This is a genomic window from Enterobacter sp. MG-EB028 (assembly GCF_056673305.1).
In genome coordinates, this window is the sequence record NZ_CP195079.1 from 3,148,383 (window position 1) to 3,170,328 (window position 21,946).

General features: G+C 59.9%; 13 protein-coding genes. 10 read left to right on the forward strand and 3 right to left on the reverse strand.

Translation table 11 applies throughout. From position 1 onward, the window contains the following. Positions 1–83 precede the first annotated feature (83 nt). Complete coding sequence (locus ACR42C_RS14975; RefSeq protein WP_233002606.1) at positions 84–3,413, forward strand: diguanylate cyclase; 3,330 nt, start codon at positions 84–86, stop codon at positions 3,411–3,413. Here ACR42C_RS14975 and alkA read toward each other — a convergent pair. Then, positions 3,378–4,250 (reverse strand): DNA-3-methyladenine glycosylase 2, encoded by an 873-nt coding sequence (gene alkA, locus ACR42C_RS14980; RefSeq protein WP_320721160.1) that lies wholly within the window; start codon positions 4,248–4,250, stop codon positions 3,378–3,380. The genes ACR42C_RS14975 and alkA overlap by 36 nt on opposite strands. A gap of 130 nt (positions 4,251–4,380) precedes the next feature. On the opposite strand from alkA, the gene yegD reads away from it, so the two are divergent. The 8 genes from yegD (at position 4,381) to trhP (ending at position 18,507) form a co-directional block, all read left to right on the forward strand. Beyond that, complete coding sequence (gene yegD, locus ACR42C_RS14985) at positions 4,381–5,733, forward strand: molecular chaperone (protein ID WP_116338777.1); 1,353 nt, start codon at positions 4,381–4,383, stop codon at positions 5,731–5,733. 267 nt (positions 5,734–6,000) lie between these two features. Beyond that, the gene (locus ACR42C_RS14990; RefSeq protein WP_479984272.1) at positions 6,001–7,203 is read left to right on the forward strand and encodes an MdtA/MuxA family multidrug efflux RND transporter periplasmic adaptor subunit; all 1,203 of its coding nucleotides are present in this window, start codon (positions 6,001–6,003) and stop codon (positions 7,201–7,203) included. Further along, positions 7,203–10,325 carry an MdtB/MuxB family multidrug efflux RND transporter permease subunit gene (locus ACR42C_RS14995; RefSeq protein WP_479984273.1) on the forward strand — a complete coding sequence of 1,041 codons (3,123 nt, stop codon included), beginning with the start codon at positions 7,203–7,205 and terminating at the stop codon, positions 10,323–10,325. Before ACR42C_RS14990 ends, ACR42C_RS14995 begins: the two co-directional genes overlap by 1 nt. Next, positions 10,326–13,403 carry a multidrug efflux RND transporter permease subunit MdtC gene (mdtC, locus tag ACR42C_RS15000; protein WP_233002603.1) on the forward strand — a complete coding sequence of 1,026 codons (3,078 nt, stop codon included), beginning with the start codon at positions 10,326–10,328 and terminating at the stop codon, positions 13,401–13,403. Continuing rightward, entirely contained in the window at positions 13,404–14,819 is a 1,416-nt protein-coding gene (mdtD, locus tag ACR42C_RS15005) for a multidrug transporter subunit MdtD (protein WP_479984274.1), read from the forward strand. After that, a complete protein-coding gene (gene baeS / locus ACR42C_RS15010) occupies positions 14,816–16,219 on the forward strand; it encodes an envelope stress sensor histidine kinase BaeS (protein WP_116338768.1) in 1,404 nt (467 codons plus the stop codon). Before mdtD ends, baeS begins: the two co-directional genes overlap by 4 nt. Further along, positions 16,216–16,938: an envelope stress response regulator BaeR gene (gene baeR, locus ACR42C_RS15015; protein ID WP_163330208.1), complete on the forward strand. Its 723-nt coding sequence runs from the start codon at positions 16,216–16,218 to the stop codon at positions 16,936–16,938. The genes baeS and baeR overlap by 4 nt, the downstream gene beginning before the upstream one ends. A gap of 207 nt (positions 16,939–17,145) precedes the next feature. Continuing rightward, a complete protein-coding gene (gene trhP / locus ACR42C_RS15020) occupies positions 17,146–18,507 on the forward strand; it encodes a prephenate-dependent tRNA uridine(34) hydroxylase TrhP (protein WP_032652696.1) in 1,362 nt (453 codons plus the stop codon). A gap of 161 nt (positions 18,508–18,668) precedes the next feature. Here the strand turns inward: trhP and ACR42C_RS15025 are convergent, their stop codons facing one another. Beyond that, complete coding sequence (locus tag ACR42C_RS15025; RefSeq protein WP_163330209.1) at positions 18,669–19,169, reverse strand: 2-thiouracil desulfurase family protein; 501 nt, start codon at positions 19,167–19,169, stop codon at positions 18,669–18,671. Positions 19,170–19,310: 141 nt separating this feature from the next. Between ACR42C_RS15025 and yegS the strand changes: the two genes are divergently transcribed. Next, the gene (yegS, locus tag ACR42C_RS15030; protein ID WP_479984275.1) at positions 19,311–20,210 is read left to right on the forward strand and encodes a lipid kinase YegS; all 900 of its coding nucleotides are present in this window, start codon (positions 19,311–19,313) and stop codon (positions 20,208–20,210) included. 503 nt (positions 20,211–20,713) lie between these two features. Here the strand turns inward: yegS and fbaB are convergent. Then, positions 20,714–21,766 (reverse strand): class I fructose-bisphosphate aldolase, encoded by a 1,053-nt coding sequence (gene fbaB / locus ACR42C_RS15035; protein WP_008500869.1) that lies wholly within the window; start codon positions 21,764–21,766, stop codon positions 20,714–20,716. Positions 21,767–21,946: the final 180 nt, after the last annotated feature.

A 21,946-nucleotide genomic window follows, 5' to 3' on the forward strand; every position in this document is an offset into this window, starting at 1 on the left:
TTTGTACTAGCATAAACCAAATTATCAAATTCACTCGTGCGCACTTCTCTCCTGACGGCATGGCGTCTCTGGATAAAGCGGTAATGAATAAACAATACCAGCGGGTTTTGGTTACCACCCCACATCCTTTATTGCGACTTGTCTGTCTGGGCCTGGTCACCTTTATCTTTACCTTATTTTCGCTGGAGCTTACCCGCTTCGGTACCCTGCTGGCGCCGCTCTGGTTTCCCACCGCCATTATGATGGTGGCGTTTTACCGCCATGCAGGAAAAATGTGGCCCGGGATCGCCCTGGCCTGTTCGTTTGGCAATATTCTGGCCTCGTGGATGTTGTTCTCCTGGGCATCGATAAACCTCACCTACACCGCAATAAACGTTATCGAGGCCGTCATCGGCGCCGTATTACTGCGCAAGCTGCTTCCGTGGTATAACCCGCTGCAAAATTTAAACGACTGGATCCGCCTGGCCATTGGCAGCGCGCTGGTGCCGCCGCTGGTGGGCGGTATTCTGGTGACGTTTCTGGTCCCCGGCCCTGAGCCGCTGCGTAATTTCATCGTTTGGGTGTTGTCCGAATCCATCGGTGCGCTGGCGCTGGTGCCTCTTGGACTGCTGTTTAAATCCCATTACCTGCTCCGTCACCGTGACCCGCGATTACTGCTCGAAACGCTGGTTACCATGGCCGTGACGCTGGCCCTCAGTTGGGCTGCCATCACCTGGCTGCCGTGGCCCTTTACCTGCGTGATCGTATTGCTTATGTGGAGCGCCGTGCGCTTGCCGCGGATGGAAGCGTTCATGGTGTTTCTGGTTACCGTGATGGTCGTTTCACTGATGATTGCCCATAACCCTTCGGCGCTGACCACCCAACATGCCGGGCCGATGATGAACGCGCCGTGGCTGCCGTTCCTGATGCTGCTCCTTCCCGCTAACGTGATGACCATGGTGATGTATGCCTTCCGTGCCGAGCGCAAACACATCACCGAAAGCGAAGAGCGCTTTCGCAATGCGATGGAGTATTCCGCCATCGGTATGGCGTTAGTCAGCATAGAGGGCCAGTGGCTTCAGGCTAACAAGGCACTGTGCAACTTCCTCGGTTACAGTCAGACCGAGCTACAGTCGCTCACCTTCCAGCAGTTGACCTGGCCGGAAGATTTGCATACCGACCTGGAACAGCTGGAGCAACTGGTCAACGGCGAGATCAACACCTACACCCTCGAAAAGCGCTATTACACGCGCAACGGGGAAGTCGTCTGGGCGCTTCTGGCCGTCTCCGTCGTGCGCCATGCCGACGGCTCACCGCTCTATTTTATTGCCCAGATTGAAGACATTAACGACCTGAAGCAGACCGAGTGGGTCAACAAGCGTCTGATGGAGCGCATTACGCTGGCCAACGAAGCGGGCGGCATCGGCATCTGGGAGTGGGATCTGCAGCCTGACATCATCAGCTGGGATAAGCGGATGTTTGAGCTGTATGAAATTCCGCCGCACATCAAGCCCACCTGGCAACTCTGGCACGACAGAATGTTGCCAGAGGATCGCGCCCATGCGGAGCAGGTGCTGCGGGATTCTCTGGTCTCTCGTCTGCCGTTTAAGCTTGAATTCCGTATCCGCGTGAAGGAAGGCGTACGCCATATTCGCTCCCTGGCAAATCGGGTGCTGAATAAAGAGGGTGAAGTGGAACGTTTACTCGGCATCAACATGGACATGACCGAGGTGAAGGAGCTTAACGAAGCGCTGTTCCAGGAAAAAGAACGTCTGCACATCACGCTCGACTCCATCGGCGAAGCGGTGCTCTGCACCGATATCGACATGAACGTCACCTTTATGAACCCTGTCGCCGAGAAGATGAGTGGCTGGCTGCAGACCGAGGCCATCGGCCAGCCGATCCTGAAGGTGTTACACATCACCTTCGGAGAACGGGGACAGTTGATGGAGAACATTCACAGCGGCGATATTTCACGCTCCGATATCGACCAGGACGTGGTGCTGAACTGCCGCACAGGCGGATCGTTTGATATCCACTACAGCATTACGCCACTCAGCACCCTTGATGGGCACAGTATTGGCTCGGTTATCGTTATTCAGGACGTGACCGAGTCGCGCAAAATGCTGCGTCAGCTGAGCTACAGCGCGTCGCACGATGCCCTCACCCACCTGGCAAACCGGGTCAGCTTCGAAAACCATCTCAAACGACTTCTGCAAACCGTTCGTGAGACGCGTCAGCGTCATGCGCTGGTCTTCATCGATCTGGACCGCTTCAAAGCCGTCAATGATACCGCAGGCCATGCGGCGGGAGATGCCCTGCTGCGGGAACTTTCCTCCATGATGCTAACCCTGCTTCGCTCCAGCGACGTGCTGGCGCGCCTGGGCGGCGACGAGTTTGGGCTGCTGCTGCCGGACTGCAATATTGAGAGCGCGCGCTATATCACCGGTCGCCTGATCCATACCATCAATGACTATCACTTTATGTGGGAAGGCCGCCTGCACCGGATTGGGGCCAGCGCGGGTATTACGCTGATTGATGAACATAACCACCTGGCGTCAGAGGTGATGTCGCAGGCGGATATTGCCTGTTATGCCTCGAAGAACAGCGGTCGCGGCATCGTGACGGTATACGAACCGCAGCAGGAGCGGGATCTGAGCGCGCGCAGCATGATGTCGCTGGACGAACAGTGGCACATGATTAAAGACAATCACCTGATGATGATCGCCCGCAGCGTCGCCTCCCCGCGCATACCGGAAAGCTGTAATTTCTGGCTGATTTCGCTACGCTTGTGGACCAGCCAGGGTGAAGTCCAGGAGGAGCACGCCTTCCGTTCTGGCCTCGCGGAGCCTGAGCTGCTGCACGCCCTCGACAGACGAATCTTTGGTGAGTTTTTCCGCACCTCTGCTGCACAGGTTGCCCGTAAAGGGATGGGGATAGCTCTGCCGCTTTCTGCGGCCGGTTTAGCCAGCGTGACACTTGTCGATGAACTTCTCGACCTGCTCGAAAACAGCCCTATGCCGGGCCGTCTGCTGCATCTGGTCATCGCAGCCGACGCGGTGTGTAACCCGGATGAGAATCTGCAGCGAGGGTTACAAAAGCTTCGCCAGGCGGGCTGCCGGGTGATCTTCAGCCAGATAGGGCGCGACATGAACGTCTTCTCCCACCTGAGCCCGAACATGGCCGATTATCTGATGCTGGACGCCGAGGTGGTGAGCAACGTGTATGGCAATCTGATGGATGAGATGATGGTGACCATCGTTCAGGGCCACGCACAGCGTCTGGGGATGAAAACCATTGCTGGCCCCTGTAACCAGCCCATCATGATGGATACGCTTTCCGGCATCGGCATTGATTTTATCTATGGCGACACCATCGCCGAGCCGCAGCCGCTGGATCTACTGCTCAACACCAGCTATTTCGCCATCAACTGACGGCTTCCAGCCGTCGGTATACCAGATGTGCAGCAGCGCGTAGGAGCGCCACGGCTGCCAGCGCTCGGCGTAACGCCGAATCTGCGCGGGCGTCATCCCGGCGAAGCGTTGCTTAATCAGATAATCATCCGGAAGAAACACATCTTTCGCCTGCCAGCCACGCAGGGCCAGGTAATTTGCCGTCCAGCGCCCGATGCCCGGCCGCTGCTGTAGCGCCTTCATACTTGCCTCAACGTCCTCAGGCGGCGTCAGCGGAAACGCCCCGTCGACGACCGACTGCGCCAGATGAATCAGCGACTCCGCGCGTTTTACCGGCATCCCGAGCGCTTTGAGCGCTAAAGGATCGGCTGAGGCCAGCGCTTCCGGGGAGGGAAAGCAGACATAACCCGGTGCATCCTTCACCGGCTCCCCGCACAGGGCGACCACGCGGGAAGCCAGTTTCGCCGCCATCGCCACGCTCACCAGTTGCCCGAGGATCGCCCGGACGCCCTGCTCATACGCATCCATCGCCCCCGGCAAACGCAAGCCGGGCCGGGCAGCGCCGAGATCCCCCAGCGTATCCGCGACCTGCTGCGGGTTGCAGGCAAGGTCGAACAGGCGTGCGATGCGTTCAAGACACGTCTGCGCAACCGGAACTAACCCCGGGCTGAGCGTCACGGTCAGCGTATGGGTGGCGATCTCCGGCGTCACGCGAAATATCCCCTGATGGCCGTCGCAGGCAAAACTGCGCTCATAGTAGTCGTGCGTGACGGTTTCAATGCCCGTCACCGCACGCGCGCCGAGAAAGCCAAACATCCACTGCCAGTCGTAAGGGGGTTGCCAGGTCAGGGTATACATCGCTGCTCCTTTTTTATTGTTATCAGCATAAACGGAAAGCCCCTGTTTTGCCTTGCTTTCATATTCCTGTTGTCGGCGGACAGGCATTCCGCTAAAGTCTCGCCCCTTCTCACCGGCATGGGGATTAATCGTGTTTATTGGATTTGACTACGGTACGGCAAACTGCTCGGTTGCGATCATGCAAAACGGACAGCCGCAGCTCCTGAAAATGGAAAAAGAGAGCACGCTGCTGCCGTCAATGCTCTGCGCGCCGACGCGTGAGGCGGTAAGCGAATGGCTGTTCCGCCACCATCAGGTACCTGCTACGGCAGCGGAAACCCAGGCGCTGCTGCGCCGTGCGGTCAGCTTTAACCGCGAGGAGGACATCGACGTTACGCCCTCCAGCGTGCAGTTCGGCCTCTCCTCGCTCGGTCACTATGTTGAAGACCCGGAAGAGGTCTACTTTGTTAAGTCACCGAAGTCCTTCCTCGGCGCCAGCGGCCTGAAGCCGCAGCAGGTGGCGATGTTTGAAGACCTGGTGTGCGCGATGATGCTGCATATTCGCAATCAGGCGCAGACGCAGGTCTCCGATGCGATTACCCAGGCGGTGATTGGCCGACCGATCAACTTCCAGGGGCTGGGCGGCGACGATGCCAACCAGCAGGCGCAAGGGATCCTTGAACGCGCGGCGCACCGGGCAGGCTTCCGCGACGTGGTGTTCCAGTATGAACCGGTTGCCGCGGGGCTGGACTTTGAAGCCACGCTGGCTGAAGAGAAGCGCGTGCTGGTAGTGGACATCGGCGGGGGAACCACCGACTGCTCGCTGCTGCTGATGGGGCCGCAGTGGCATACCCGTCGCGATCGTGAAAACAGCCTGCTCGGGCACAGCGGCTGCCGCGTAGGCGGCAACGATCTGGATATCGCCCTGGCATTCAAGAGCCTGATGCCGCTGCTCGGCATGGGCGGTCAAACGGAAAAAGGGATTGCCCTGCCAATACTGCCGTGGTGGAACGCGATTGCCATCAACGACGTCCCGGCGCAGAGTGATTTTTACAGTACCGCGAACGGTCGCTTCCTCAACGATCTGGTGCGCGACGCGCAGGATGCCGAAAAAGTCGCCCTGCTCTATAAAGTGTGGCGTCAGCGCCTGAGCTACCGCGTGGTGCGTACTGCGGAAGAGAGCAAAATCGCCCTTTCGGATCGTGCTGAACATGCGGTGTCCTTGCCGTTTATCAGCGAGGAGCTGGCCACCTCGATTTCGCAGGAGGGGCTGGAAACGGCGCTTGCCCAGCCGCTGCAGCGCATTCTGGAGCAGGTGCAACTGGCGCTGGAGAACGGCAAAGAGAAGCCGGACGTCATTTACCTGACCGGGGGGAGCGCCCGTTCGCCGCTGATCAAGAAAGCGCTGGCGGAACAGTTGCCGGGCATTCCGATTGCCGGTGGGGATGACTTTGGCTCCGTTACCGCAGGGCTGGCGCGCTGGGCGCAGGTGATGTTTAGCTAGTGCGGTTGCGGTGCGGTCTGGTGCCCTCACACCGGCCCTCTCCCTCAAGGGAGAGGGGGTCGTCCATGCAAACATTATTTTGTGGGGATCCCTCAGCCTACAGGGAGAGGGAGAAACACCAAAAACGGCAACGAATGTTGCCGTTGTGCGTTTACCTCCATTCAGACCATTCCTGACAGTCTTCCATATTTCCTCCATTTTTCCGCTGTGTTAGCTGACTAAACTAGTATCATTCCCCGAAGTGTTTCAGGATGAGAACGTATAACGATGAAAGGCAGTAACAAATCCCGCTGGGCAATCGCCGCTGGCATCATTGTGGTGGCCCTTGCCGCCGCCTGGTACTGGCACAGCCAATCCGCAAATTCCGCAGCCCCCGCCGGTGCCAGCAGTCAGGCGCAGCGCCCGGCTGGCGGCGGCCGTCACGGCATGCGCGGCGGTGCGCTGGCGCCGGTTCAGGCGGCGACGGCGGTGAGCAAAGCCGTTCCGCGTTATCTGACGGGGCTCGGAACCATTACCGCCGCGAATACCGCCACGGTGCGCAGCCGCGTGGACGGTCAGCTCATCGCGATCCACTTCCAGGAAGGTCAGCAGGTCAAAGCCGGCGATCTGCTGGCGGAAATCGACCCCAGCCAGTTTAAGGTCGCCCTCGCCCAGGCGCAGGGACAGCTCGCGAAAGACAAGGCTACTCTCGCCAACGCCCGGCGCGATTTAGCGCGCTACCAGCAGCTGGTGAAAACCAATCTGGTATCGCGTCAGGAGCTGGACACCCAGCAGTCGCTGGTCAGCGAAACGCAGGGCACCATCAAAGCCGACGAGGCTGCCGTCGCCAGCGCGCAGCTGCAGCTGGACTGGAGCCGCATCACCGCGCCGATTGACGGTCGCGTGGGCCTGAAGCAGGTCGATATCGGCAACCAGATCTCCAGCGGCGACACCACGGGCATCGTGGTGATCACCCAAACCCACCCGATTGATTTAGTCTTTACCCTGCCGGAAAGCGATATCGCGACCGTCATTCAGGCGCAAAAAGCCGGTAAAGGCCTGGTAGTGGAAGCCTGGGACCGCGCCAACAAGCAGAAGCTGAGCGAGGGTTCACTGCTTAGCCTGGATAACCAGATCGACACCACCACCGGCACCATCAAGCTGAAGGCGCGCTTTAACAACCAGGACGACGCCCTCTTCCCGAACCAGTTCGTCAACGCGCGAATGCTGGTCGCGACCGAAGAGAACGCGGTGGTGATCCCCACCGCAGCGCTGCAGATGGGTAACGAAGGTAGCTTCGTCTGGGTGCTGAACAGCGACAACAAAGTCAGCAAGCATCTGGTGAAAACCGGGATTCAGGACAGCCAGACGGTGGTCATCAGCGCCGGGCTCTCCGCCGGCGACCGCGTGGTCACCGACGGCATCGACCGCCTGACCGAAGGCGCGAAAGTAGAAGTGGTTGAACCTGCGAAACAGGGAGCGACCTCCTGATGCAGGTTATGCCCCCGAGCTCTACAGGTGGGCCATCACGCCTGTTCATCCTCCGCCCTGTCGCCACCACGCTGTTAATGGTGGCGATCCTGCTGGCCGGGATCATTGGCTACCGCTTCCTGCCCGTGTCGGCGCTGCCGGAAGTGGATTATCCCACCATCCAGGTGGTGACGCTGTATCCTGGCGCCAGCCCGGACGTCGTGACGTCCGCCATTACCGCCCCGCTGGAGCGCCAGTTTGGTCAGATGTCAGGGCTAAAACAGATGTCCTCCCAGAGTTCCGGCGGGGCATCCGTCGTGACGCTGCAGTTCCAGCTGACGCTGTCGCTGGACGTCGCCGAACAGGAGGTGCAGGCCGCGATTAACGCCGCCACCAACCTGCTGCCGTCCGACCTGCCTAACCCGCCGGTCTACAGCAAGGTCAACCCGGCGGATCCGCCGATCATGACGCTTGCCGTTACCTCCTCCGCCATGCCGATGACCCAGGTCGAAGACATGGTCGAAACGCGCGTGGCGCAGAAAATTTCGCAGGTCTCCGGCGTCGGCCTCGTCACGCTGGCGGGCGGTCAGCGCCCCGCCGTGCGCGTGAAGCTTAACGCGCAGGCGATTGCCGCGCTGGGGCTGACCAGCGAAACCATCCGCAGCGCCATCAGCAGCGCCAACGTCAACTCGGCAAAAGGCTCGCTGGACGGCCCGACCCGTGCGGTCACCCTCTCGGCGAACGACCAGATGCAGTCCGCCGACGAATACCGTCAGCTGATTGTGGCCTACCAGAACGGCGCGCCGATCCGCCTGGGCGACATCGCCACCGTGGAACAAGGGGCAGAAAACAGCTGGCTCGGCGCGTGGGCGAACAAGCAGCAGGCGATCGTGATGAACGTGCAGCGCCAGCCGGGCGCCAACATCATCGAAACCGCCGACAGCATTCGCAGCATGCTGCCGCAGCTGATTGAAAGCCTGCCGAAATCGGTCAGCGTGAAGGTCCTGTCCGACCGCACCACCAACATTCGTGCCTCGGTCACCGACACCCAGTTCGAGCTGATGCTGGCGATTGCGCTGGTCGTCATGATCATCTACCTGTTCCTGCGCAACGTCCCGGCAACCATTATTCCCGCCGTCGCCGTGCCGCTCTCGCTGGTCGGGACCTTTGCGGTGATGGTGTTCCTCGACTTTTCGATTAACAACCTGACGCTGATGGCGCTGACGATTGCCACCGGGTTCGTAGTGGACGATGCTATCGTCGTTATCGAGAACATCTCGCGCTATATCGAGAAAGGCGAAAAGCCGCTGGCCGCCGCGCTGAAAGGCGCAGGGGAAATCGGCTTTACCATTATCTCGCTGACCTTCTCGCTGATTGCGGTGCTGATCCCACTGCTGTTTATGGGCGATATCGTCGGGCGGCTGTTCCGCGAGTTTGCCGTGACGCTGGCGGTCGCCATTTTGATCTCCGCCGTGGTGTCGCTGACCCTGACGCCGATGATGTGCGCCCGCATGCTGAGTCATGAATCCCTGCGCAAGCAAAACCGCTTCTCGCGCGCCTCCGAGCGGATGTTCGAGGGGATTATTGCCGCCTACGGTCGCGTGCTGGCGAAAGTCCTCAACCATCCGTGGGCGACGCTCGGCGTAGCGCTGGGCACGCTGGCACTCAGCGTGATTCTGTGGATTTTCATTCCGAAAGGTTTCTTCCCGATCCAGGACAACGGCATTATTCAGGGCACGCTTCAGGCCCCGCAGTCGGTCTCCTTCGCGAACATGGCGCAGCGCCAGCAGCAGGTGTCTGAAATCATCATGAAGGATCCGGCTGTAGAGAGCCTGACGGCCTACGTCGGCGTGGACGGCACCAACCCGTCGCTCAACAGCGCGCGTCTGCAGATCAACCTCAAGCCGCTGGATGAGCGCGACGACCGCGTGAACGCAGTCATTGAGCGGCTGCAAAACGCCGTGGCCCGCGTGCCGGGCGTTGAGCTTTATCTGCAGCCTGTTCAGGATTTGACCATTGATACCCAGGTCAGCCGCACGCAGTACCAGTTCACGCTGCAGGCCACCACGCTGGATGCCCTCAGCACCTGGGTACCGCAGCTGGTGGAAAAACTGAACACCCTGCCGCAGCTCGCCGACGTCAGCAGCGACTGGCAGGACAAGGGGCTGGCGGCGTACGTGAACGTCAACCGCGACACCGCCAGCCGTCTGGGCATCACCATGTCTGATGTGGACAATGCCCTGTACAACGCCTTCGGTCAGCGCCTGATCTCCACCATCTACACCCAGGCGAATCAGTACCGCGTGGTGCTGGAGCACAACACGGAGAACACGCCCGGCCTGGCCGCGTTGGACTCGGTGCGCCTGACCAGCAAAGACGGCGGCATTGTGCCCCTTAGCGCCATCGCCACGGTGGAGGAGCGCTATACCCCGCTGTCGATTAATCATCTGGATCAGTTCCCGTCCACCACCATTTCCTTCAACGTGTCGGACAGTTATTCTCTCGGCGAAGCGGTGGAGGCCATCCAGGCTGCTGAAAAAGCGCTCAGCTTCCCGTCCGACATTCAGACCCAGTTCCAGGGCAGCACGCTGGCGTTCCAGGCCGCGCTGGGCAACACCATCTGGCTGATCGTGGCTGCGGTCGTGGCGATGTACATCGTGCTCGGCGTGCTGTACGAGAGCTTTATCCACCCGATCACCATCCTCTCTACCCTGCCGACGGCGGGCGTGGGCGCACTGCTGGCATTAATGCTGGCGGGCAGCGAGCTGGACGTCATTGCCATCATCGGCATCATCCTGCTGATCGGCATCGTGAAGAAAAACGCCATCATGATGATCGACTTCGCCCTGGCCGCCGAGCGCGAGCAGGGCATGTCGCCGCGCGATGCCATCTTCCAGGCCTGCCTGCTGCGTTTTCGTCCGATCCTGATGACCACACTGGCCGCCCTGCTGGGCGCGTTGCCGCTGATGCTCAGCACCGGCGTCGGCGCGGAGCTGCGCCGCCCGCTGGGTATCGGCATTGTCGGCGGTCTGCTGGTGAGCCAGGTGCTAACGCTCTTTACCACGCCGGTGATCTACCTGCTGTTTGACCGCCTGGCGCTGTGGACCAAAAGCCGCTTCCCGAAGCGTGAAGAGGAGGCATAAGTGAAGCTTTTCGCCCTCTTCATTTATCGCCCGGTGGCGACGATTTTAATCGCGCTCGCCATTACTCTCTGCGGCGTGCTGGGCTTCCGCCTGCTGCCTGTTGCCCCGCTGCCGCAGGTGGATTTCCCGGTGATCATGGTCAGCGCCTCGCTGCCGGGTGCGTCACCGGAAACCATGGCGTCATCGGTCGCCACCCCGCTGGAGCGTTCGCTCGGGCGGATTGCAGGGGTCAACGAGATGACCTCCAGCAGCTCGCTCGGCAGCACACGCATCATTCTGGAGTTCAGCTTCGACCGGGATATTAACGGTGCGGCGCGCGACGTGCAGGCGGCCATCAACGCCGCACAAAGCCTGCTGCCGAGCGGGATGCCGAGCCGTCCGACCTACCGCAAGGCCAACCCGTCCGATGCGCCAATCATGATCCTGACTCTGACCTCGGATACGTACTCGCAGGGTCAGCTTTACGACTTTGCGTCTACCCAGCTGGCGCAGACAATCTCACAAATTAATGGCGTCGGTGACGTAAGCGTCGGCGGCAGTTCTTTGCCCGCCGTGCGCGTGGGCTTAAACCCGCAGGCGCTGTTCAACCAGGGCGTGTCGCTGGACGATGTGCGTTCCGCCATCAGCAACGCCAACGTGCGCAGGCCTCAGGGGGCAATTGAGGACGGCAGCCACCGCTGGCAGCTCCAGACCAACGACGAGCTGAAAACCGCAGCCGAGTACCAGCCGCTGATCATTCACTACAACAACGGCGCGGCGGTGCGCCTGAGCGACGTCGCCAGCGTCACCGACTCGGTGCAGGATGTGCGCAACGCCGGGATGACCAACGCGAAACCGGCGATCCTGCTGATGATCCGCAAGCTGCCGGAAGCGAACATTATCGAGACGGTGAACAGCATCCGCGCCCGTCTGCCGGAACTGCAGGAGACGATCCCGGCGGCAATCGATCTGCAGATTGCCCAGGATCGCTCCCCGACCATTCGCGCCTCGCTTGAGGAGGTGGAGCAAACGCTGATTATCTCCGTCGCGCTGGTGATCCTGGTGGTCTTCCTGTTCCTGCGCTCCGGCCGCGCGACGCTGATCCCGGCAGTGGCGGTGCCGGTTTCGCTGATCGGCACCTTTGCCGCCATGTACCTGTGCGGGTTTAGCCTTAACAACCTGTCGCTGATGGCCCTGACGATTGCCACGGGCTTCGTGGTGGATGACGCCATCGTGGTGCTGGAAAACATTTCCCGCCACCTGGAAGCGGGCGTGAAGCCGCTGCAGGCTGCGCTGCAGGGCACGCGCGAGGTGGGCTTTACGGTGCTCTCCATGAGCCTGTCGCTGGTGGCGGTGTTCCTGCCGCTGCTGCTGATGGGCGGGCTGCCGGGCCGGCTGCTGAGGGAATTTGCCGTCACCCTTTCCGTCGCCATCGGGATTTCACTGGTGATTTCCCTGACGCTCACGCCGATGATGTGCGGCTGGATGCTCAAGCGCAGCAAGCCCCATTCGCAGCCGCGCCGCAAAGGCTTTGGTCGTTTTCTGATGGCGATGCAGGAAGGCTACGGCAAATCGCTGAAGTGGGTGCTGAACCATACGCGGCTGGTCGGCCTGGTACTGATCGCCACCATTGGGCTTAACGTCTGGATGTATATCACCATCCCGAAAACCTTCTTCCCGGAGCAGGACACTGGCGTGCTGATGGGCGGCATTCAGGCGGACCAGAGCATTTCATTCCAGGCGATGCGCGGCAAGCTGCAGGACTTTATGAAGATCATTCGTGAAGATCCGGCGGTGGATAACGTCACCGGCTTTACCGGCGGCTCGCGCGTCAACAGCGGGATGATGTTTATTACCCTGAAACCCCGCGGCGAGCGCAGCGAAACCGCCCAGCAGGTGATTGACCGTCTTAGGGTTAAACTCGCCAAAGAGCCGGGGGCAAACCTGTTTTTGATGGCCGTTCAGGATATCCGCGTCGGTGGGCGCCAGGCTAACGCCAGCTATCAGTACACGTTGCTCTCGGACGATTTAGCCGCCCTGCGCGAGTGGGAGCCGAAGATCCGCAAGGCGCTGGCCGCCCTGCCCCAACTGGCGGACGTGAACTCCGATCAGCAGGACAACGGCGCGGAGATGGCGCTCACCTACGACCGCGAAACCATGTCACGGCTGGGCATTAACGTTGAAGCCGCCAACAGCCTGCTGAACAACGCCTTCGGCCAGCGCGAGATCTCTACCATCTACCAGCCGATGAACCAGTACAAGGTGGTGATGGAAGTTGATCCGCGCTACACCCAGGACATCAGCGCCCTGGACAAAATGTTTGTGATTAACAGCGACGGCAAGGCGATACCGCTCTCCTACTTTGCCAGCTGGCGGCCGGCCAACGCGCCGCTGTCTGTGAACCACCAGGGGCTGTCAGCGGCGTCGACCATCTCCTTTAACCTCCCCGCCGGTTCGTCGCTTTCTGAGGCCAGCGACGCAATCAACCGCGCGATGACGCAGCTTGGCGTGCCGTCCACCGTGCGCGGCAGCTTTGCCGGGACCGCGCAGGTGTTCCAGGAGACGATGAACTCGCAGGTGATTTTGATTCTGGCGGCCATCGCCACGGTCTATATTGTGCTGGGCGTGCTGTACGAAAGCTACGTTCACCCGCTGACCATCCTCTCGACGCTGCCGTCAGCGGGCGTGGGGGCGCTGCTGGCGCTGGAGCTGTTCGGCGCGCCGTTCAGCCTCATCGCGCTCATCGGGATCATGCTGTTGATCGGCATCGTGAAGAAAAACGCCATCATGATGGTGGACTTCGCGCTGGACGCCCAGCGCAACGGCAGCCTGTCGCCGGAGGAGGCGATCTTCCAGGCCTGCCTGCTGCGTTTTCGCCCGATTATGATGACCACGCTGGCGGCGCTGTTTGGCGCGCTGCCGCTGGTGATCTCCGGTGGTGATGGCTCCGAGCTGCGCCAGCCGCTGGGGATCACCATTGTCGGCGGCCTGGTGATGAGCCAGCTGCTGACGCTGTACACCACGCCGGTGGTCTATCTGTTCTTCGACCGCCTGCGGCTGCGCTTCTCGCGTAAAAACAGAACCACGGTGACCGAGTAAATGACCGATCTCCCCGCTAACGTTCGCTGGCAGTTATGGATAGTCGCCTTCGGCTTCTTTATGCAGTCGCTGGATACGACCATCGTCAACACCGCCCTCCCCTCCATGGCGAAAAGCCTGGGGGAGAGCCCGCTGCATATGCATATGGTAATCGTCTCCTACGTGCTGACGGTCGCCGTGCTGCTGCCTGCCAGCGGCTGGCTGGCCGATAAAGTGGGGGTGCGGAATATCTTCTTTACCGCCATCGTGCTGTTTACCACCGGCTCGCTGTTTTGCGCCCAAGCCAACACCCTCGACCAGCTGGTGATGGCGCGGGTGCTGCAGGGCGTTGGCGGGGCGATGATGGTGCCCGTAGGGCGCTTAACGGTGATGAAGATTGTGCCGCGCGAGCAGTACATGGCGGCGATGACCTTTGTGACCCTGCCCGGTCAGGTGGGGCCGCTGCTGGGCCCGGCGCTCGGCGGCATTCTGGTGGAGTACGCCTCCTGGCACTGGATCTTCTTAATCAATCTTCCTGTTGGCATCATCGGCGCCATCGCCACCCTGACGCTGATGCCGAACTACAAAATGCAGACCCGCCGCTTCGACTTCTTTGGCTTTATCCTGCTGGCGGCGGGCATGGCAACGCTTACTCTGGCGCTCGACGGACAAAAAGGATTGGGTATTTCGCCCCTGACGCTCGGGCTGCTGATCGCGCTCGGCGTTACCGCCATACTGTGGTATCTGTGGCACGCCAGCGGTAACGATAAGGCGCTCTTCAGCCTGAACTTGTTTAAAAACCCTACCTACCGCCTTGGTCTGTTCGGCAGCTTCGCCGGACGTATCGGCAGCGGCATGCTGCCGTTTATGACGCCCGTGTTTCTGCAAATTGGTATGGGCTTTTCGCCGTTCCACGCGGGCCTGATGATGATCCCGATGGTGCTCGGCAGCATGGGGATGAAGCGCATCGTGGTGCAGGTGGTGAACCGCTTTGGCTACCGCCACGTGCTGGTGACCGCCACGCTGGGGCTGGCGCTGGTGAGCCTGCTGTTTATGGCCACGGCGCTGATGGGCTGGTATTACGTTCTGCCGCTGGTGCTGTTCTGTCAGGGGATCGTCAACTCCATGCGTTTCTCGTCAATGAATACCCTGACGCTGAAGGACCTGCCGGACGAACTGGCGAGCAGCGGCAACAGCCTGCTGTCGATGATTATGCAGCTCTCCATGAGCGTCGGGGTGACCATCGCGGGGCTGCTGCTCGGCATGTACGGCCAGCACCATCTCAGCATCGACACGCCCGTGGCGCATCAGGTCTTTTTATACACCTGGCTCAGCATGGCGGTCATCATCGCCCTGCCCGCTTTCATCTTCGCCAGAGTGCCGGATGATACCAGCAAGAACGTCGTGATTAGGCGCGGCAAAAGGAGTGGATCATGAAATTCTGGCGTCCGGGCATTACCGGCAAGCTCTTTTTGGCAATTTTTGCTACCTGTATCGTCCTGCTGATCACCATGCACTGGGCGGTACGGGTCAGCTTCGAGCGCGGCTTTATTGATTACATCAAGCATGGTAACGAGCAGCGTTTACAGGGCTTAAGCGATGCGCTGAGCGAACAGTACGCCCAGCACGGTAACTGGCGCTTTCTGCGCAATAACGACCGCTTTATTTTCCAGATCCTGCGTTCGCTGGAGCACGATACCGGCGACGATCGCCCGGGGCCAGGCATGCCGCCGCACGGCTGGCGCACCCAGTTCTGGGTGATTGACCAGGACATGCGCACGCTGGTTGGCCCGCGTTCGCCCATCCCGCCGGACGGCACTCGCCGGGCGATCAAAGTCAATAACGCCACCGTCGGCTGGGTTATCGCCTCCCCGGTGGAGCGCCTGACGCGCAACACCGACATCAACTTTGACCGACAGCAGCGCCGGACCAGCTGGCTGATTGTCGCCCTCTCCACCCTGCTCGCCGCGCTCGCCACCTTCCCGCTGGCGCGCGGTCTGCTCGCCCCGGTGAAACGGCTGGTGGAGGGCACGCACAAGCTGGCCGCCGGGGATTTCACCACCCGCGTCGATACCCGCAGCCAGGACGAACTGGGCAAGCTGGCGCAGGACTTTAACCAGCTCGCCAGCACGCTGGAGAAGAACCAGCAGATGCGCCGCGACTTTATGGCCGATATTTCCCACGAGCTGCGCACCCCGCTGGCGGTGCTGCGCGGCGAGCTGGAGGCCATTCAGGACGGCGTACGCCAGTTTACGCCAGAATCGGTGGCCTCTTTGCAGGCGGAGGTGGGCACGCTCACCAAGCTGGTGGACGATCTCCACCAGCTCTCCATGTCCGACGAAGGGGCGCTGGCCTACCAGAAGGCCCCCGTCGATGTGATTAACGTGCTCGAAGTTGCCAGCGGCGCCTTCCGGGAACGGTTTGCCAGCCGCAACCTGAAAATCGACCTCTCCCTGCCGGACAGCGCAGTGGTATTTGGCGACAAAGACCGGCTGATGCAACTGTTCAACAACCTGCTGGAAAATAGCCTGCGCTACACCGACAGCGGCGGCGGGCTGCATATCTCTGGCAGGCAGGAAAATGGACGCTTTGCCCTTACCTTCGCGGATTCCGCCCCCGGCGTGCAGGACGCGCAACTGGAAAAACTGTTCGAGCGTTTTTACCGCACCGAAGGCTCACGCAACCGCGCCAGCGGCGGTTCCGGCCTGGGGCTGGCGATTTGCGTTAACATCGTCGAGGCGCATAATGGCACCATTCGCGCCGCCCATTCGCCTTTTGGCGGGGTTAGCATTACAGTAGAGTTACCTCTGGAACGGGATTTATCGAGGGAAGCATGACCGAGTTACCGATTGACGAAAACACGCCGCGCATTTTGATTGTCGAAGACGAGCCCAAGCTGGGGCAGTTACTGATCGACTATTTACGCGCGGCCAGCTACGCCCCGTCACTGATCAGCCACGGCGACCAGGTGCTGCCGTACGTGCGTCAGACGCCGCCGGACCTGATCCTGTTGGATCTGATGCTCCCCGGTACCGATGGCCTAACCCTGTGCCGTGAAATTCGCCGCTTCTCCGAGGTGCCCATCGTCATGGTCACCGCCAAAATTGAAGAGATTGACCGCCTGCTGGGGCTCGAAATTGGCGCAGACGATTACATCTGCAAACCCTACAGCCCGCGTGAAGTGGTCGCCCGCGTTAAAACCATTCTGCGCCGCTGCAGGCCGCAGCGCGAGCTTCAGGTGCTGGACGCCGAAAGCCCGCTGATTGTCGACGAAAGCCGTTTCCAGGCGAGCTGGCGAAGCAAGCTGCTGGACCTGACGCCTGCGGAGTTCCGCCTGCTGAAAACCCTCTCCCACGAACCGGGAAAAGTGTTCTCCCGCGAACAGCTGCTGAACCACCTGTACGACGATTACCGCGTGGTGACCGACCGCACCATCGACAGCCACATTAAAAACCTGCGCCGGAAGCTGGAGGCGCTGGACGCCGAGCAGTCGTTTATCCGCGCGGTGTATGGCGTGGGGTATCGCTGGGAAGCGGATGCGTGCAGGATTGCGTAAATAAACACCCCCTCACCCTGCCCTCTCCCCAAAGGGGAGAGGGTGTTTGAGTCCCCTCGCCCCTTTGGGGAGAGGGTTAGGGTGAGGGGCAAAGCTTTACCTCCCTCCCCCGCAGCGCTACAATGCCCGCCCTTAAAGTGGGGGATCTCCCCTTACCGCTGCACCTGGTGCACGCGGATCTGACCTGTCATCAGAACGAGAACAAACATGTTTAAACCGGAACTCCTTTCCCCGGCGGGAACGCTGCAAAATATGCGTTACGCTTTCGCCTATGGTGCCGACGCCGTTTACGCGGGCCAGCCGCGCTACTCGCTGCGCGTGCGTAACAACGAATTCAACCACGAGAACCTGCAGCTCGGCATCAACGAAGCGCACGCTCTGGGCAAAAAATTCTACGTGGTCGTGAACATCGCGCCGCACAACGCCAAGCTGAAAACGTTCATCCGTGACCTGAAACCGGTGGTGGACATGGGGCCGGACGCGCTGATCATGTCGGACCCGGGTTTAATCATGCTGGTTCGGGAGAACTTCCCGGAGATGGATATTCACCTCTCCGTACAGGCTAACGCCGTCAACTGGGCGACGGTCAAGTTCTGGAAGCAGATGGGGCTGACCCGCGTCATTCTGTCCCGCGAACTTTCGCTGGAAGAGATCGAAGAGATCCGCACCCAGGTGCCGGATATGGAAATCGAGATATTCGTTCACGGCGCGCTGTGCATGGCCTACTCCGGCCGCTGCCTGCTCTCCGGCTATATCAACAAGCGCGACCCGAACCAGGGCACCTGCACCAACGCCTGCCGCTGGGAATATAACGTCCAGGAAGGCAAAGAGGACGACATCGGCAACATCGTCCACAAGCACGAGCCTATTCCGGTGACTAACGTTGAGCCGACGCTGGGCATCGGCGCGCCAACCGACAGCGTGTTTATGATTGAAGAAGCCAAACGTCCGGGCGAGTACATGACCGCCTTTGAAGACGAGCACGGCACCTACATCATGAACTCGAAAGATCTGCGCGCCATCGCCCACGTTGAGCGTCTGACCCAGATGGGCGTGCACTCCCTGAAGATCGAAGGCCGTACCAAATCCTATTACTACTGCGCGCGTACCGCGCAGGTGTACCGCAAAGCCATCGACGATGCGGCAGCCGGTAAACCGTTCGATACCAGCCTGCTGGAAACCCTGGAAGGCCTGGCACACCGCGGCTATACCGAAGGCTTCCTGCGCCGTCATACCCATGACGACTACCAGAACTACGAGCACGGTTACTCGGTTTCCGAGCGCCAGCAGTTTGTCGGCGACTTCACCGGCGAGCGCAAAGGCGCGCTGGCGGCCGTCGCGGTGAAAAACAAGTTCACCAAAGGCGACAGCCTGGAGCTGATGACCCCACAGGGCAACATGAACTTCACGCTGGAGCATCTGGAAAACGGTAAAGGCGAAGCGATTGACGTGGCGCCGGGCGACGGTCATACCGTCTGGCTGCCGGTGCCTGAAGAGGTGGAGCTGAAGTTCGCGCTGCTGATGCGTAACTTCAACGGTGAAAGCACCCGAAACCCACACGGCAAATAGTTAATCAGGGAAATTTTTTCGCGCTGGGATAATTCTTAGAATCGGATCACATACCGCTTCGTTCAATACGGGTATTATCCCCCCGCTGAAAAACATAACCCATAAATGCTAGCTGTACCAGGAACCACCTCCTTAGCCTGCGTAATCTCCCTTACGCGGGCTTATTTTTTGCCTTCTCTTTCCTCAACCCAGGCAATAAGTTCGTCGATTTGCTTCTCTGAGAACACGGCGATCCCATGCTCTGCAAGCAACGATGCCGCAACCCCCCTCCCCGCTTTCTGTATACCGCGAAAAGATCCGTCATAAATAAACTCACTGCCGCACGTTGGGCTGCCATCGGTTAACAATGCAGCGCTACAACCCGACGCCTGAGCAGCGCGTAGCGCGAGCCAGGCTGCAAGCTGATAATGTTCAGTCACATCCTGCCCTGTATTTTCAATAATTCTGGCTTGTCCGTGCATCACGTCTTTGCCATCAGCGGACATAATCTCTGCCGGAGGACGAGGTACAGGCAGCCCGGCCGCAAGTTCAGGGCAGTGGATAACCAGACGTTGTTCCTGGTGCCAGCGAGCGAGTTGCTCATTCATTCGCGCTTTTTCACTTCCGTTATAACGGACCCTGAAGCCCATCAGGCAAGCGCTTACCAAAATTTTATTCATCATCACTTTCCTGTGATTACATTAATCTCATCGCTGAAGTGTAACGCGCTTTCGTGCCTGTTTTGTTCCTTTCATCCTGTTCTTACCCGCTTTTTTCCTCTCTGCTATACACTCTTACTAACGCTAAAAAAGGGAGCAGCGCGGATGGCAACCTATCCAGACAGTTTATTGATTCTCAATGGCAAAAGTGCGGGCAACGATCTGTTGCGTCAGGCGATTATTGGCCTGCGTGACGAAGGCGCGCGTATCCACGTCAGAGTGACGTGGGAAAAAGGCGACGCGGCACGCTACATCGACGAAGGCTTAGCGTTAGGCGTCAGCACCATTATTTCCGGCGGCGGCGACGGCACCATCAATGAGATCGCCTCTGCGCTTATTGGTCTGCCCCCGGCAGACCGCCCGGTGATGGGCGTTTTACCCCTTGGTACTGCCAATGATTTTGCCACCAGCGCCGGGATCCCGGAGGATTTAGAAAAGGCGCTCCAGCTGGCGATCCTCGGCAAAGCTATCGCCGTGGATATCGCCCAGGTGAATGATAAAACCTGCTTTATCAATATGGCAACCGGCGGGTTCGGCACGCGCATCACCAGCGAAACGCCGGAAAAACTGAAGGCGGCGCTGGGCGGCGTATCATACCTGATCCACGGCCTGATGCGCATGGACACCCTTAAGCCGGACCGCTGCGAAATTCGCGGCGAGGATTTTCAGTGGCAGGGTGACGCGCTGGTGATTGGGATTGGCAATGGCCGCCAGGCAGGCGGCGGGCAGCAGCTCTGTCCGGAGGCGCTAATCAATGACGGTCAACTACAGCTGCGTATTTTCACCGGCGACGGCCTGCTGCCCGCGCTGTTTACCACGCTGACGCAGCCGGAAGAGAGCCCGAATATCATCGCCGGGAAATCGGCGTGGTTTGAGGTGAATGCTCCGCACGGGATGACCTTTAACCTCGACGGAGAGCCGCTGAGCGGGACGCAGTTCCGCATTGAGGTGCTGCCCGGCGCGCTGCAGTGTCGGCTGCCGCCGGACTGTGTGCTTTTGCGCTGATGTTTTACACGGTGCGCGATGATGCCCTCACCCCAACCCTCTCCCACAGGGCTGAGGGATCCCCAGTAATTTTTAAGCAGAAGCAATAATGTTGTTTCAGAACGATTAAAGGCTTTCAGCGACGCCCTGGTCCGGCTGTAAATCGCCGAAGCGTTTCCGTAAGGCCGGGGCGAGGCGCACGGATGCGCCGAGAGGGCGTGGCCTGCAGGGATGCAGGCTCATGCCCGACCCGATAGCCTGAAGGAATAAGCTGAGGGCACCGCGAAGCGGCGATTTACCGCCGGGAGCCCGGGTCGCCAGGGCGGTGGCGACTGAGCCGCCCTGGCACGTTCACCGGCCATGTCCTTACAGAGTAGCAAGGAACATAAAGTGAACGGAATGACCACCGGAGCCGTATGTTCCCCCTCACCCTAACCCTCTCCCCAAAGGGGCGAGGGGATTGTTCACTGCTCGCATTAATTTGTGTGGATCACTCAGCCCACAGGGAGAGGGAGATGGAGGCGTCAGGCAATCGTGACTTTGCTATCCAGATAGACGTCCTGAACCGCATTGATCAGCTTCACGCCGTCGGCCATCGATTTCTTAAACGCCTTACGGCCAAGGATCAGCCCCATGCCGCCCGCGCGTTTGTTGATCACCGCCGTACGCACCGCGTCTGACAGGTCGGTATCACCGCCCGCCGCGCCGCCGGAGTTAATCAGCCCCGCACGGCCCATGTAGCAGTTCGCCAGCTGGTAGCGGACCAGGTCGATCGGGTTATCGCTGGTCAGCTTGCTGTAAACGCGATCGTCGGTGTAGCCAAAGTTCACCGCCTTATAGCCGCCGTTGTTCTCGGCCATTTTCTGCTTCACGATATCTGCGCCGATGGTCGCCGCCAGGTGGTTCGCCTGCCCGGTCAGGTCAGCCGACACGTGGTAATCCACCCCGTCTTTTTTAAACGCCGAGTTACGCAGATATGCCCACAGCACGGTGACCATGCCCAGCTCGTGCGCGCGCTCAAACGCTGCGGAGATCTCTTCAATCTGGCGGCGGGACTGTTCAGAGCCGAAGTAAATCGTCGCCCCAACGGCCACCGCCCCCATGTTGAACGCCTGCTCGACGCTGGCGTAGAGGGTCTGATCATATTCGGTGGGGTAGCTGAGGGTTTCGTTATGGTTCAGCTTCACGAGGAACGGAATACGGTGGGCATAGCGACGCGACACTGAAGCCAGCACGCCGTAGGTGGACGCCACGCAGTTACAGCCCGCTTCAATCGCCAGCTCAACAATGTTCTTTGGATCGAAGTAGAGCGGGTTCGCCGCAAAGGAGGCCCCTGCCGAATGCTCAACGCCCTGGTCCACCGGCAGAATAGAGAGATACCCGGTGCCGCCGAGCCGCCCGGTGTTATAGAGCGTCTGCATGTTTCTCAGAACCGCAGGCGGACGGTTGTTATCAACCATCACGCGATCAACGTAGTCGTGACCAGGCAGGTAAAGCTGGTCGGCTGGAATGGTCATACAACGATGCTGTAAAAGGCTGTCGGCGTCTTTGCCAAGCAACTGCGCAATATCAGTCATGTGATACTCCCGTAAGTCCGACATCGTGTCGGTGTGTGTTTATCCAGTCCCATTTTTTATGGGCAGACTAAGCCTGGTACCGACTTAACAGATTTTCCACCATTTGCATTTTTTTTCAGCACAATCTGCTGGCTCGATTCGTGTACAACAAAACTGTTACATTGATCAAACAATCGCCAC